Annotated in this window: 8 protein-coding genes and 1 pseudogene; 3 read left to right on the forward strand and 6 right to left on the reverse strand. The window is 33.0% G+C overall.

The genetic code is table 11. From position 1 onward, the window contains the following. Positions 1 to 18: 18 nt before the first annotated feature. On the reverse strand, positions 19 to 3,333 hold the full coding sequence (locus MKY26_RS14565; protein WP_341097933.1) for a CDP-glycerol glycerophosphotransferase family protein: 3,315 nt from the start codon (positions 3,331 to 3,333) through the stop codon (positions 19 to 21). Between the two features lie 387 nt (positions 3,334 to 3,720). Between MKY26_RS14565 and tagD the strand changes: the two genes are divergently transcribed. Continuing rightward, positions 3,721 to 4,119, forward strand: coding sequence for a glycerol-3-phosphate cytidylyltransferase (gene tagD / locus MKY26_RS14570; protein ID WP_307315881.1), 399 nt, complete (start codon positions 3,721 to 3,723; stop codon positions 4,117 to 4,119). After that, positions 4,112 to 5,326 (forward strand): CDP-glycerol glycerophosphotransferase family protein, encoded by a 1,215-nt coding sequence (locus MKY26_RS14575; protein WP_341097935.1) that lies wholly within the window; start codon positions 4,112 to 4,114, stop codon positions 5,324 to 5,326. Before tagD ends, MKY26_RS14575 begins: the two co-directional genes overlap by 8 nt. Before the next feature lie 24 nt (positions 5,327 to 5,350). Here MKY26_RS14575 and MKY26_RS14580 read toward each other — a convergent pair whose 3' ends face one another. Continuing rightward, a complete protein-coding gene (locus tag MKY26_RS14580) occupies positions 5,351 to 7,765 on the reverse strand; it encodes an N-acetylmuramoyl-L-alanine amidase (RefSeq protein WP_341097937.1) in 2,415 nt (804 codons plus the stop codon). A gap of 254 nt (positions 7,766 to 8,019) precedes the next feature. Here MKY26_RS14580 and tagU point away from each other — a divergent pair, with 254 nt between their 5' ends. Next, positions 8,020 to 8,943 (forward strand): polyisoprenyl-teichoic acid--peptidoglycan teichoic acid transferase TagU, encoded by a 924-nt coding sequence (gene tagU, locus MKY26_RS14585; RefSeq protein ID WP_341097940.1) that lies wholly within the window; start codon positions 8,020 to 8,022, stop codon positions 8,941 to 8,943. A 52-nt stretch (positions 8,944 to 8,995) separates the two neighbouring features. Here the strand turns inward: tagU and tagH (MKY26_RS14590) are convergent, their stop codons facing one another. From tagH (MKY26_RS14590) to MKY26_RS14605, 4 genes and pseudogenes are all read right to left on the reverse strand, one after another. Further along, a complete protein-coding gene (tagH, locus tag MKY26_RS14590; RefSeq protein ID WP_341097942.1) occupies positions 8,996 to 10,591 on the reverse strand; it encodes a teichoic acids export ABC transporter ATP-binding subunit TagH in 1,596 nt (531 codons plus the stop codon). 121 nt (positions 10,592 to 10,712) lie between these two features. Then, positions 10,713 to 11,498, reverse strand: a pseudogene (gene tagH, locus MKY26_RS14595) (teichoic acids export ABC transporter ATP-binding subunit TagH); the annotation flags it as partial. Positions 11,499 to 11,512: 14 nt separating this feature from the next. Beyond that, positions 11,513 to 12,346, reverse strand: coding sequence for an ABC transporter permease (locus MKY26_RS14600; protein WP_307315892.1), 834 nt, complete (start codon positions 12,344 to 12,346; stop codon positions 11,513 to 11,515). Between the two features lie 165 nt (positions 12,347 to 12,511). Further along, positions 12,512 to 15,037: a glycosyltransferase gene (locus MKY26_RS14605; RefSeq protein ID WP_341097944.1), complete on the reverse strand. Its 2,526-nt coding sequence runs from the start codon at positions 15,035 to 15,037 to the stop codon at positions 12,512 to 12,514. Positions 15,038 to 15,061: the final 24 nt, after the last annotated feature.

A 15,061-nucleotide genomic window follows, 5' to 3' on the forward strand; every position in this document is an offset into this window, starting at 1 on the left:
ATCATTTTATTAAACCTTTCATTTTACGAAGAATTTATTCACTATCCGATTAGCAGCATTACCATCTTCTAGACCACAAAACTTCTCTCTAAATAATTGATACTTTTGAGCATAATTTTCTTCAATTGCTGGTAACTTGTGTAACACCTGTATTATATCATCTGTATTAAATACAAATGGGCCTGGTGCTTCATTTTCGAAATCCATATAAAAGCCTCTAATATCATTTTTATATTCTTCCAAATCATACGTGAAAAACAATAAAGGTTTTCCTGTGTTAGCAAAATCAAACATAACAGAGGAATAATCTGTCATTAGTACATCACTAATTAGATATAAATCACTAATATCAGAATAGTTGGATACATTATAAACAAAATCGCTTAACTCATCATCTATAACCAAACGGTTACTGATGACAACATGCATTCTTACTAGGAGAATAAATTCATCTCCTAATTCCTCTTTCATCCTCTGTAAATCCATCTTAAGGTTAAACTGAAATTTATTCTTTCCTTTAGTATCATTATCTCGAAAGGTCGGCGCATACAAAATAATTTTTTTACCTTCAGGTAGATTTAATTTCTTTTTTACTTCAGGGATGATTTCAAATTGCTCTGGCTTATAAAAAATATCATTTCTTGGATAACCAACCTCTAATACTTCACCTTTATATCTAAATGCACTTCGAAACGCTTCTGTAGCATACTTACTAGGTGAAACAAGATAATCCCAATTTTTAGTAGCATGATGTACACGCTCGAGATATGTTTCATCCCTACCTTGTATGTTTTCTATATCAAATAACATTTTCTTTAAAGGTGTACCATGCCATGTTTGAATATATGTCGTACGTTTACTTTTTTCAATATAAGTTGGGAAATTTTGGTTGTTAATCCAATAACCAGCTCTCGCTAAATAATAATAATATCTAGGACTAAGTCTTTTTACTTTCCTAGTTGTTTTATCTTTGAAACGTATATTGTTATTTATAATCCATACTTTTTTATAATCTAACTGACGTTCTACAATTTCTTCATATATATTTCTTGGGCTATCTGCAAACTGCTTACCTACTCCACTTTCAAAAACAATAAGTTTTTTATCTTTCGGAATGATGACTCTAGCCATTTTATAAAATAGCTTCATTGCCGGAAAGTAGTATCGACTTTTTCTAAATCTATTTCCTAATCCCATTACTAGATCATTTTCTATTAATTGCATATAAAAACTCTTACCTGGATAAGAAGAAATCGCTTGATAAATCCTTTGACTGGATTGTCTATCTCTAAATGTCATAAATTTATTAGCTTTTTTGATATTTTCCTCGGAAGATTTAAATCCATTTTCAATATAAAATCCAATTCTCGATAATACACCATCAACATCTGAAAAAATGTCTCCAGGCAAGTCATTATCTAGGTCTAGATGAGAAGGGCGTTTGCCAATAAACCTCTCTCGGTCAAATTGATAATAGACAATTGGTTTATGCAAAAAGCTAAAGTCAAAGCCCACACTCGAATAATCAGTAACCATAAGTGCACTTTCTTTTAATAAATGTTGTACATCAACTTCACCTTGACTAATAACTTTCACAGGAGAATCTGAGAAATAGTTCGTAAATTTTTGCATATTAGGATGCAAACAAAATATTAATTCAACATTACCCTGTTCAGCTAGCTTGTGTAAGTGAGGATGATTGACCAATTCCTTGTACCGGGCAAAGTACTCACTCTCGATAAAACTTTCATCATTCGTAATCCAGTCTCTCCATGTAGGAATAATTAAGATTTGTTCTTTTTTCAAAACATCATCACTCAAAAGGCTATCGAATCTGGATAATCCAGTAACAAAAACATCCTTGGGATTATATCCAAAATCATTAACAATCATTTCTTTTTCAAACTCAGAACTAACAATGAACATATCCGTTTCGAAACCTTGTGATGATTTACCATAGTTAGCAATCATATTTTTTGTTCCCATAACCCCGTGTTGAAGAAAAACTTTAATCCCTTTTGCAGCATTTTTAAATCTTTTAGAGCGAATAGGGAATAAATAATCAGGATGATGTGAACCAATAATCCTTCTAGCAGTTAAAGCCTTAATTATATGATCTTTAGATTTAAAATCAATAATATTTCCTAGCTGTTCAATATTTTTTCTTTCAGGAGAATCTGATTCAATAACATAATAAACATTTTTTTCAGGATGATTCTCTCTCATATATTTAAAGAAATGATATCCTGTATCTTGCGCTTTGTACGGCCTTTCACCCACTAACCATATATCCTTTTGCCTATTTAATAATCGATGGAGCCAGGCAAACTTTAATTTCTTCTGTAAGAACTTAAAAGTATCAAAGTCGAAACTAAAGACCTCTAAAGATAAATTTGATCCTTTAAATGTATAGTAAGGTGTTACAATGGCTACTTCTTGTCCATTTATACCGTAACTTTCCTTGACAAAATGTCTAGCTCTAAAAGTTGGTCTACCTATGCGAATGTATTTTTCCTCAAGTTGATCGCTTAATTGTATAACCAAATAAAAGTCATAAATATCTTCTTCAAGTATCGAACCTTTATTAACTGTATTTAGGTTTATTTTAGAGGAATAGTAATAACGATTTAGACCGTATTTTTCTGATGTTTGGTCTTTGTTGAAAGAAAGGTTTATTCCTAATTCAATTTCATCACTTGTATTCCTTGATTTTAAGACGATTTTCGATGTAATGATTTTAGAACCCTTTGTGAATATCTTTCCTTCGATATTAAAAGAATTCTCACCTGTTTTCATTCGATCTATTTGTGATTTAACTTTGACAAGTGGGGGTTTATTCAACAAGAAAGACAAGTTTCCTTTATCCGTTAAATAACAAACTCCACTATTCTGATTATGATATACGTATTGAAATCCATGATTTTCTGTGTAAGCAAATCTTCCGAGGCGGATCGGATAAACAGCGTATAATTTCCCATCCTCTTCTACGAATTCTGCTTTTAATTCTAATTTTTGGACTTGGTTCTCAGTTAAGTCTTCTGTAGAAACCATAACTTTTAAGAACCAATCAAAATTTTCATCTATACTATTAGATAAATCTTTGACCAATTTAGCTAGGCCAACTTCAAATGAAAAAGAACCATCGTTGGTTTCATCGTTAGTAAACGCCCACTCTTCTTCGGATAGACGAGCTTTTAATAGCAAACTAACTACTCTATACTTAGAATGTAATAACTTACCTTTAATTGACAATTCCTCTTCAGTTTGCATCATTATTAAACGTTCTTTTAATTTTGGCTTTTGCTTCTTTTTTCGTTTGTTAAATAAGAACATGTGTAATCACCCAGACATTCATAATCAATGTTAATATTTTATCATAATAAAGCTTTTTTTATTATTTGTACATCTAATCCATTATACTTCCCTTAACCATATTATCGTATCACTTATATATGTGAAATAATTAAATAAACTCTTAACATATATGTAACTTTTCTTACAATTTCTAGAATGGCGTTTAAAGTAAGTATATTTAGTGGTAATATAATTAAGATTATTAAGATTTTTGAGGAAGAAAAATATGCTATTTCAACCATTGATCTTACTTGAAATCAGACCATAACTACCTTAATATATATATTATGACTATTATTGACTGACTTTTGGACGATATTAAAATAGATATACTAAGACGTTTTAGCTTCAGAGGAGGTTTTTCGTATGAAAAAGGTATTAACATATGGCACTTTTGATTTATTGCACTGGGGCCATATTAATCTATTAAAAAGAGCAAAGGACCTTGGAGATCATTTAACAGTTGCTATTTCTTCTGACGAATTTAACAAAATTAAAGGTAAAGAAGCTTACCACAGTTTTGAAAACAGAAAAATGATTCTAGAATCTATTCGTTATGTAGATAAGGTCATTGCTGAAGATAACTGGGATCAAAAAGTTCAAGATGTAATTAATAACGATATTGATGTTTTTGTTATGGGCGATGATTGGGAAGGAAAATTTGATTTCTTGGAAGAATATTGTGAAGTAGTATACTTGCCTCGAACAGTAGGTATTTCTACATCTAAAATTAAAAACGATCTTTTCGAAGTACAAAATGGCTAGAGAAATTGCTATAAATATCTACTTATTCTTTTTTGGAATGGTCTTTAAATTTTTTAATATTCTTTTTCCAACTAAGGATAAAGTTGTTCATGTAGTTTCTTTTTCTGAGAATAGCATAAATATATATAAAGAATGGAAGCGACAAGAGCAATCTTGTCGCACTATTTTTTTATTGACGAAAAGTTCATTAACATCTGAATTCAATGCTATTAAACAAGATGATGATCAAATTTTACAATTCACCCCATCATCACCCATCGCCTTTTTAGAAGGCTTGTTTCATCTGGCAACGACAAAAATTGTTTTAGTCGATAATTACTATGGTTTTTTAGCAAATATTCGATTTAAAACAGAGGTGAAGTGTTACCAACTTTGGCATGCGAATGGAGCGATTAAACGTTTCGGATTGAAGGATCCTTCAAATAAAAAAAGAAGTAAACAAGCATTAATACGTTTTCAAAAAGTATATAAACAATTCCACCAAGTCATTGTTGGATCGGATAAAATGAAGGAAATTTTTAAAGAAGCGTTTAACCTAAACGAAAATCACTTCCTACCTATTGGGATACCAAGAACAGATGTGTTTTTTCACGAAGAAAGTATTTATAAGAAAAAAGAGCGATTACTGCAACAATATCCTGAACTGCGTACCAAGAAATTAATACTATATGCCCCTACATTTAGGGATGAGAACTTAGAGACTTATGAGCTCAAAATTGACTTAGAACTATTGTACCAAGATTTAAGAGATTCCGATTACCTCATACTTTTAAAGCTTCATCCAGCAATCAGAAATACAGTAACTGTCGATGATAGTATGAAAGATTTTGTTTATGATTTCTCTCACTTTGCTAACACCAATGAATTACTTTTCTTAACAGATATTTTAGTAACAGATTATTCTTCTATTCCTTTTGAATTTTCATTATTGAATAAACCTATGATTTTTTATCCATATGATTTAAATCATTATAAAGAAAGTAGAGGTTTTTGGACCGAATATAAAGAACTTGTACCCGGTCCCGTTGTTTATTCCACTAATGAGCTAATTGAAGTCATTCGTCAGCAATGTTTTGATTACCATTTAATAAATACATTTAATCATGAGTGGAATACTAATAATGACGGTAAAGCGAGTTATCGATTCGTGAAATATTTACAAGCAGACTTACATTCTGAACATAAAAAAGTAGAGCGTAACCAATAGTTACGCTCTTCCTTTATACTTATTTTAATTAAAGTATTGATTCAAACCGTTATAAATTCCTTTAGCTGCTTTTTTCTGATAAGCTGCTTTCGTAACAACATCATATTCTTCAGGGTTTGAAAGAAATCCTAACTCTACTAAGACTGCCACATTTTGATTCTCACGAATGACATGGAAGTTCCCATTATTTTTAACCCCACGATCTCGTAACCCTGTTTCAGCGACAACGCCATCTTGAATCAATTGGGCTAGCTCTCGTTCATTCTCATTAGAAGGTAAATAATAGGTTTCAATTCCATTAGGACTAGGGTCTGGATTTGAATTATAGTGAATGCTAATGAAAGCATCTGCACTATATTGATGGCTAATTTCTACACGTTCAGCTAATGTTAAATATACATCAGTAGACCGAGTCATGATTACCTCAGCTCCTGCGGCATTTAAATAAGAACGCAGATAATTAGCGGTGTTAAGATTCAAGTCCTTTTCTATGCCCATTGCCCCTGGGTCATGACCACCATGTCCAGGATCAAGCACAATAACTTTTCCTTGTAATCCTTTTTCCATCGTATTCGTTTTAATATAACCAGTATGTGCTTTTCCATTTACAATCACAGTCACTTCATACCAATTCGATGTAAAGGTTTTATATTTAATTTTGGAACCTTTACTATAAGTTTTCAAGACACTAGACGTATTAGAGGCCTTTGTATAAACTGTCACTTTTGATTGTGCTGTACCTGTTAATGTTTGTTGTGGGTTTTTACTATTTTCAACATCTTTTTTATTGATATAACCTGTTGTTGCTTTTCCATTTACATAAACAGTTGCTTCGTACCAGTTGTCAGTATACGAACGATACTTAAGGATGGACCCAGAGCCATAGCTTTTCAGCACATTAGCTGAAGTTGATTCGTCTGCATATACCTTTGTTGGCGAGGCCAAAGCCACTCCTCTATAATCAGTTCTAGCTGCATCCTCGTCAATAGTTGCACTTTTTTGAATATAGCCTGTTGTTGCTTTTCCATTTACATAGACAGTTGCTTCATACCAATTCTTCGTGAAGGTTTTATATTTAAGGGTACTACCTTCATTATAGCTTTTTAGGATACTTGAGCTTGTTGAAGTACTGCTATATACATTGACACGTTTTTTAGCAATGCCACTGAGTGTCTCTTGCTTCGCATCACTATTGATTACATCACTTTTATGAATATAACCCGTAGTCGCTTTTCCATTCACATAGACAGTCGCTTCATACCAATTCTCAGTATGTGTTCTGTATTTTACACTTGTACCTTCATTATAGCTTTTCAACACATTAGATGATTTTGATAATCCGCTATACACATTGAGTTTTTCATTTTTCACCACACCATTTAACGTAGATTGTGGTGTGTTTTCTGGAATCACATCATCTTCATGAATGAAGCCATATTGCCATTTACCATTTACATAAACTCTCGCTTCATTCCATTGAGCAGAATATGTTTGGTACACAACCGTATGCCCTTCCTTATAACTCTTTAAGACATTCGAGTTTTTAGACGGTGTAGCATAAACATGTAGATTCTCGTTATAAACGATTCCTCTCGAACTCTCTTGCTTTTCAACAAGTAAGTCAACATCATCACTATTGATGTAACCAGCTACTGCCTTACCATTAACATAAACAGTTGCTTGTAACCATTGATTATTTGACTTTTCAAATTTAAGAATTTTACCTTGAGAGTAGCTCTTTAACACTGTAGAATTTCGACTGGATTCTGTGTAAACATTTGTGGGGTTTTTAAGTGCGACACCTTGTACAGTAACTAAAGCTTTACTCATAAGCATTCTTGATTTTACAGGTTGCTCATCACTTACTTCCTGTTCATCTGGTACCGCTTGTTGTTCTTCTTCTTTTAATTCATCTGTTTGACTTTCTTCTTCAGTGAGTTCATCCTCTTCAGTAAGATTTTCTTGTCCTTCTGTTGAGTCGATAGAAGTATTCTCCTCACTTACCGCCTCTTCCTCATTAGGAGCATTCTCTTGCGGTTCTTCTGTCAAAGGGGTCTCAATCGTTTCTTCCTGTTTCTCATCACTTAGCTCTTCTTCATCAGGTTTATCTTGAACAATCGCATATTGATCGATTTCTTCATTAAGGACGTAACCAAGTACTTCATTATCTTCTTCGTCCTTTGTTTGAATATAAGAGTACTCGTCCCCTAATTCTACGATATCAAATACTGAATCTTTAATTAAATGAAATAAAATCTCGCTTTCTTGTGAATCTTCAAGATATACAGCAACTTGTTGTTCTTCATTTACAACATATGTAATTGGTTCTTGTTCAACACTTTTATTATTTATCTCATTCGCATATCCTATATTCGAAGTTAAACCGAATACTAATAAAGCAATAAGAAACATGGAAATATGTTTCTTTAGTTTAGTCATTTTCTCCTCCTCTTCTAAAGTTATGATACTTTATAACTAATTTTCCAGTAGTGCTAAATTCTACATACCCCACCATTCATATTAACATATTAAAATATGACAGTATTTATTATTTTTTTTACATTCACTTTACGAATGAGAAGAACTTTTGTCTAATACTGTCTATTTTACATTTATTTTATATCCACCGAACTAATAATTTGGTATTCTATAACATATATCGATTAAATTAACATTTATATGGAGGAAAAGAAATGCGTAGCCAACCTAAGAAAAAGAAGCCGTTATGGTTAAAAATAACTGGTTCTATTGTTCTGTTAATAGTCATTGCAGTTGGCATCTATGGGTTTATGGTCTATCGTTCTGTTTCAGGGGCTGTAGAAACGATGCATCAACCAATCAAGTATAAAACAGAGAAAAGAGAGCAGGAGCTTACACTGACTGAGAAAGAGCCATTTTCTGTTTTAATGCTCGGAGTAGATGAAAGAAGCGGAGACAAAGGGCGTTCAGATACAATCATTGTTATCACTGTTAATCCAAATGACCAATCAATGAAAATGTTAAGCATCCCAAGAGATACACGTACAGAAATTGTCGGTAAGGGCTTTGATGATAAGATTAATCATGCTTATGCATTCGGCAATGAGGAAATGGCGATGGCCACGGTGGAAAACTTCCTTGATATCCCAATTGATTATTATATTAAGGTAAATATGGAAGGGTTTAAAGATATTGTTGATGCGGTTGGAGGCATTACAGTTAACAGTTCCCTCGCATTTGCACAAGGGAATTCTTCCTTTACAGAAGGGACAAACACCTTAAATGGCGACGAAGCATTATCCTATGTCAGGATGAGAAAAGAAGATCCAAACGGTGACTTCGGTCGTCAAGACCGTCAGCGTCAAGTGATTCAAGGAGTCATTAAAAAAGGGATGAGCATTAACACACTCACAAACTATGATGACATCTTAGATGCGTTAGGAAAAAATGTTAGAACGAACTTGTCTTTCAACGAAATGCGTGATATCCAAAAAAATTATAAAAATGCAGTCGGAAAAATTGACCAACTAACCATATCCGGAAATGGTCAGCGTATCAATGATATTTGGTATTTAATCGTTTCGAATGAAGAGCAATTAAAAGTACAAGAAGAATTGAAATCACACTTAGATATATAAGAAAAAAAGGTCTTATTCTATCAACCTATTCGGTTAAGAATAAGACCTTTTTTTAACTTCTTTTAATCAACTGAAGTGAGCTTATTGTTCCATCTTCTACTCCTTGAAATAAGTAATCAAATTCTTCTCCATGATATAAGAAAGATTTCGTCTCTTCTAACTCCATATCTGGTTCTCCTAATTGATTAAATAAGGTATCTGTAGATGGACCATTCATATCAATAATCACACTATTGATTACTTCATCTTTGTAAATAAATTCTGTATGTTCAAGAGGTTCCTCCATCACTTGCCCTTTCCCTAAAGTATTCATAACAGTTTCTAGAGGGATATCAGGACCGACAATGCCATTTAATTTGTTCTCAATCTCTTGGTCAACAACTGTATTATTTAATCTTGCCAAAACCGTTGTACTAACCCAGCCTTCCTCATTATCATTTAGTTGGATTTTAGCCCATCCGTCTTCTTCTTCTAATACTTCATATGGAAAACCAAAAACAGCAAAGTCTATAGCTTCACTCTCCATTGTTGGTTCTTGTCTTATATTAGCACTTGAGACCGTTACATACCTAATATCTAATGATTCATCCTTTAAACCTTCTTCTATAACTTTGGGTTCTTCTGATCCTGCAGATGATTCAGTTTGGTTGTTCTTCACAGTCGGAGTCGCTGAGTGATAATTATTTATTAAAACTAGCGTGCTAACGGATAATAATATTAAGAGTGCACTTAATCCTAAAACAAATTTCCATTTTTTACGACTAGGTTTTGTACGTTTTTTTACTCTTGAACTTCGCTGAATATCACTAGAACCAATGTTAGCATTATCGGGTTCAATGTTGTCAGTATAATTATTCAACTGACTACGCCTATCTAAAATATCCTGTCTAAATTTCTTCTGTTCCTCTTTGGTTAGTGATTTAAAATCCTTTAGGAACTTTTCATACTTTGGAATAATTTCATCGATAGTCCCGTAATCTCTCACTTCTCCCGCCTCTAGCCATAATGCTTTATCACAGAATTTCTTTACCTGTGCAATACTATGACTAATAAAGAAGATGGTTTTACCTTTTTGTTTAAATTCATTCATCTTATCTAAACATTTATCAGTAAAGGTTTGGTCACCAACCGAGAGGGCTTCATCAATGACAATAATATCAGGATCAATATTTACAGAAATGGCAAAGCCTAATCGTGACTTCATACCACTAGAATAGTTTTTAACTGGTTGGTCGATAAACTTACCAATATCAGCAAAGTCAATAATCTCAGGCATCAGCTGCTTAATTTCTCTCTTATTAAACCCTAACATGAGACATTTTAATTCAATATTCTCTCGACCTGTTAATTGATTGTTAAGCCCTGATGCAATAGCAATAAGCGATGCACTACCATTAATCGTTATATTACCAGTGGTAGGAGGTACTACTCCTGTAATAAGATTGGACAGTGTAGATTTTCCAGCACCATTAATACCAATCACACCAATGACATCACCTTGGTAAGCAGTGAAGTTGATATGTTGCAATCCGTAGAAATCTTCACCGTATCCTTTAGGTACGAATATATCTAATAGTTTTTCTTTATTGTTTTGATACATTTTAAAACGCTTCGTTACATTTTCAAAATGAACTGATTCAATGGCCATATCTTTTTCCCCATTATTTATTAAATTAGTCCTTTTTACTATACCAAATTTTGCAAAGAAAAAAAGGCTAAAAATCAATTTAGCCTCACACTTCATAAACATTTATTTAATTTGTAACAAGTCCTGCTTGCTTCTTCATTGCCTTTTCTTTAAAGGCACGCTTCTCGGAAGCATTCATCGCTTTATATTCCTTTAAGAAAGCCTGATATTTTGGCATGACTTCTTTAATCGGACCAAACTCTCTCACTTCACCATACTCCAGCCAAAGTGCTTTCTCACAGAAACGATTCATTTGACCAATCGAGTGACTAATAAAGAAAATTGTTTTTCCTTTTGCTTTAAACTCATTCATCTTATCTAAGCATTTATCGGCAAATGTCTGATCACCGACTGAAAGTGCTTCATCAATCACTAATATATCCGGATCAATATTTACAGAAATAGCAAAGCCTAAACGTGATTTCATCCCACTGGAATAGCTTTTGACCGGTTGATCAATAAATTTACCTATATCAGCAAAATCAATAATTTCCGGCTCTAACTCTTTAATCTGCGCTTTACTAAAACCGAGCATCAGACATTTTAATTCAATATTTTCGCGCCCAGTCAATTGATTATTCAAACCTGAATTGACAGCAATTAATGCCGTCTTCCCATTGATGGTTACCTCCCCTGTAGTAGGTGGGATAATGCCGGCAAGGATATTGGACAGCGTAGATTTACCAGAACCATTCACTCCAATAAATCCAACAACGTCACCTTTTTCAGCTGTAAAACTAACATTTTGCAACGCGTAAAAATCTTCACCATAACTTTTCGGTAATAAAATATCTAATAACTTTTCCTTATTACCATCATACATTTTATATTTTTTTGTAATATTGTTTAAAACAACTGAATGTTCCATAATTCACATCCATCTTATAGAAAGTCTACGAAGCGATCTCTAAATTTCACATGTAAAATCGAACCAACGACAAATAATAGTATAGTAATTCCCCAGAAATAAAGGCTATATTCCCAATTCACAAATGGATACCAATTTAGACCTAAGATTGTCGCACGATATCCTTCTGCTAAGTAATAAATCGGGTTCAGCTGCATTAATGTTGGCACAATCTCAGGCTCAAGTTCATATGGTGGCCATAAAAATGGTGATACATAGATGAGAATCCTCACTACTGATTGAATAGCCATTTGAAAATCACGTACGATTGTTGAAATAGTAGAGGTGATTAGTGATAGCGCAACCAAGAATATTAAGGTCGCTAACATCATATATGGTAATTGTATATAATATACAGAAATTGGATAACCCATAAATTGGAACATAATGAGTACAATAACTAGTAACATTAAATGTTGATAAAGCTTTGCAAAAATCACATAGGTAGGTATGACACTCATTGGGAAACTCATTTTGGATACCATCTTAATTCTCGAATAAACCGATTTCGAGCCCATTGTGATCGATTGATTAATAAAGAACCAAACGACTATGCCTGATAACATCCATGAAAAATAAGGAATAGCTCCTCCATCACCCATTTGTACATCAGGTCTACCAACTGCTTTAAATATCCCATAGCCAAACACAAACCAATAAATCGCAATTTGAATCATAGGGTTTATAATTTCCCATAGAATCCCTAAATAGTTGTTTCTGTTCGCACTTTTCATTTCATAAACAGAAAGGCGTCTAACTAAATAAAAACTTTTTATTTGTTCTTTTAAAACTGTCACTACAGAACGCATGCGTTTTTCCTTTCCGTGCCTTTAATTTTCTTTTAACAATGAATTACTCTCCCCGAGAAAATATTTTATCATTGAATGATGAAATTGTCATTTTCTGTTGCGACAGAGCAAAAATAAAAAGGGAATTAAAAGATGAATAATTCCCTTACATTGCCGATAATAATATTATAATGATTTCCCTAGTACTTTACCATAAAATTGGTTTAATGCTTCTTGATTATACTGTTCGTCATGAAATGTATTTCTCTCAGGTAAACATTTTTGTCGGTAACGCTCAACAAATTGAATTAACTTTTCAGCCAATGCTTCTTGATTGTTCTCTACTAACTCACCATAGCCTTCTTTAAGGACACTTCTAACACCTGTTACATCTGTTGCTATAATCGGTTTACCTATAATCAATGTTTCGAGTAGCACGAGTCCTTGACCCTCATAATTTGAAGAAAGAACAAAACAATCACACTGATTAATAAGAACAAAGGGATTAGATAATTGTCCCACCAATATAATGCGATCATTCATTTTTAGCTTCTTAATAAGAGATTGCAATGATTCTTTTAGTGGTCCTTCCCCAACGATATAAAGCTTAATATGCTGATCATATTGGTATAAAGCCCAAAATGCATGAATTAATTTTTCGTGACCCTTTTCAGGTGAAAGTCTACCAACAGTGACAAAGTTTACATCTACCTCTTCAGGAGCTATGACTCCTTGAATAGTTAACTTAACAGACTCTGCTAATTGGTCCGTAACAAGATAATTATTCCCGTTCACTTCGATATAATCATACTGATTCATCAGTGTCTTCACACGGTTACTATCAACAAGATTATTAACATATGTCATTTTTTTGTGACTATCTGGTACTAACTGCTCTAAGTTTTTCATATTCGTTTCGTGTGTCGATTCTGCTACTGAGATGATTCTATCATAATATTTATAAATAGAAAAAATCACTTTTAGATTCTTTTTATGTTTAAATTTGCCTTTGATTTTCTTATTAAATTCTTCCATCATATCATTATGAAGATAAATAGATTTATTCTTTATTCGCGAAAAGGCAAATAGGAGACTCCAAAAATCATTATAACCACCAAAATTTATTGCATGATCAAATTTCACGTCTCCAACTAACCGGCGAAACTCATTATAATATAAATGTGCCGGTAGTACCTTTTCTACAATTTGTCCACTGACACCACGATTCAGGATCCATTGATGTTTATAGCTATCAAGAACTGTTCTACCGAGAACCCCCGGTCGGTAAATAAAATGAACATTAGGATTAGCTCTTTTAATATTTACCCATTTTTCTTCAGAACCTTTCGGATTCTCTATGACAACCACTTCGTATTTATCATAATCAATCGCATCTAATAAGGTTAAAGCAGACATCGTTATACCATTATTATAGAAAGCTCCGCAATACATAATAATTTTCTCTTTTTTTGTATCCGTTTTGATTAAATGCTTTTGTTCATTGTCTACTAAGATTGATAACAGTCTTGAAGCAGCCTGGCCATCATCATTATAACAAAACTGTTCTTGATATTCTTTGTACTTCTCATTATATTTCTCTTGCTCTAAGTCGATATTTTTAATATGCACAATCACTTCTTCTAGCTTTTGAGTGAGTAGTCCAGGTAATTGATCAATCGGGAGGTAGAATCCTCTTTCATGACTATATTGTTCAATATCATCTCCATAGAAAATGACTGAACGCCCTGTCGGTAAGAAGTCAAAAAAGATGCTAGAATAATCAGTTATTAAAATATCGACTGCTGAAAGCAATAAATTTGTGTCCATGCCATTTGGTACACATAGCTCTTGTTTTTGGTTTTCCTCAAAGTACTTAAAGGTAAAATAATGAGACTTCAATAATACAGTATAGTCACTGCCTAATTCCCTCTTTAAATGGAGGACATCCTGAAGTAGTTGCTCACTCATATCTGCCTCATTTCCTACCGTCCCCCGCCACGTTGGGGCATATAAGATCACCTTAGTTCCACTCGTTACCCCTAACTGAGATAATATATCCTTACTTGAAGCAGCTAACGTTCGATCGACACGAGGATAACCAATATCAGCAACCCATCCTGGAAAAATTTCGTAAATATCATGTGAAGACAATAGTTTTTCATATGTAAATTGATTAGGACTAACCAATATATCCGTTTGTAATAAATTCCGCTGGATATTCATATGATCAGTCATGCCCGCTTGTTTAATATCTCTTCCTAACGTCTTAAGGGGTGTCCCATGCCATGTATTCACATATACCTGACCTTCTCGTTTAATGAAATAATAAGGAAAGGACGTATTATTAATTAGATATTTAGCAGTAGCTAAGTATCTTAAATAAAGATCATCATCTACTGCTACAAATTTTATATTTTTTCTTTTTGGTAATGTGTCTACAAAAGAATCGTTTTCATTCACAACTATAATATGAAGAAACTGATCGAAATCAGTTCTTTTTTCAAACGCTAAAAAAATAGCTAATGGATTACACGTAAAACTTTTACCATGATATGCCTCATACAAAATCACTCGATCTTCCACTTTTAAATGATTCACATAATAATTATACTTCGCGCGAATCTTAAACCGTTCATTCTTAATATAATCACGTATAGGTTGTTTAATAAAAGGAACTTTGCGACTGAAGTATTTAATGACACTCTTGGCCAAGTATAGTGCTCCTCTCGGTTTTAA

This window comes from Cytobacillus sp. FSL R7-0680, from assembly GCF_038009245.1.
Taxonomy (GTDB): Bacteria; Bacillota; Bacilli; order Bacillales; family Cytobacillaceae; genus Cytobacillus; species Cytobacillus kochii.

Excerpts from the sequence above, each read along its gene's own strand:
- MKY26_RS14565 (WP_341097933.1), bottom strand. The coding sequence starts at position 3,333 with ATGTTCTTATTTAACAAACGAAAAAAGAAGCAAAAGCCAAAATTAAAA.
- tagD (WP_307315881.1), top strand. The coding sequence starts at position 3,721 with ATGAAAAAGGTATTAACATATGGCACTTTTGATTTATTGCACTGGGGC.
- MKY26_RS14575 (WP_341097935.1), top strand. The coding sequence starts at position 4,112 with ATGGCTAGAGAAATTGCTATAAATATCTACTTATTCTTTTTTGGAATG.
- MKY26_RS14580 (WP_341097937.1), bottom strand. The coding sequence starts at position 7,765 with ATGACTAAACTAAAGAAACATATTTCCATGTTTCTTATTGCTTTATTA.
- tagU (WP_341097940.1), top strand. The coding sequence starts at position 8,020 with ATGCGTAGCCAACCTAAGAAAAAGAAGCCGTTATGGTTAAAAATAACT.
- tagH (WP_341097942.1), bottom strand. The coding sequence starts at position 10,591 with ATGGCCATTGAATCAGTTCATTTTGAAAATGTAACGAAGCGTTTTAAA.
- MKY26_RS14600 (WP_307315892.1), bottom strand. The coding sequence starts at position 12,346 with ATGCGTTCTGTAGTGACAGTTTTAAAAGAACAAATAAAAAGTTTTTAT.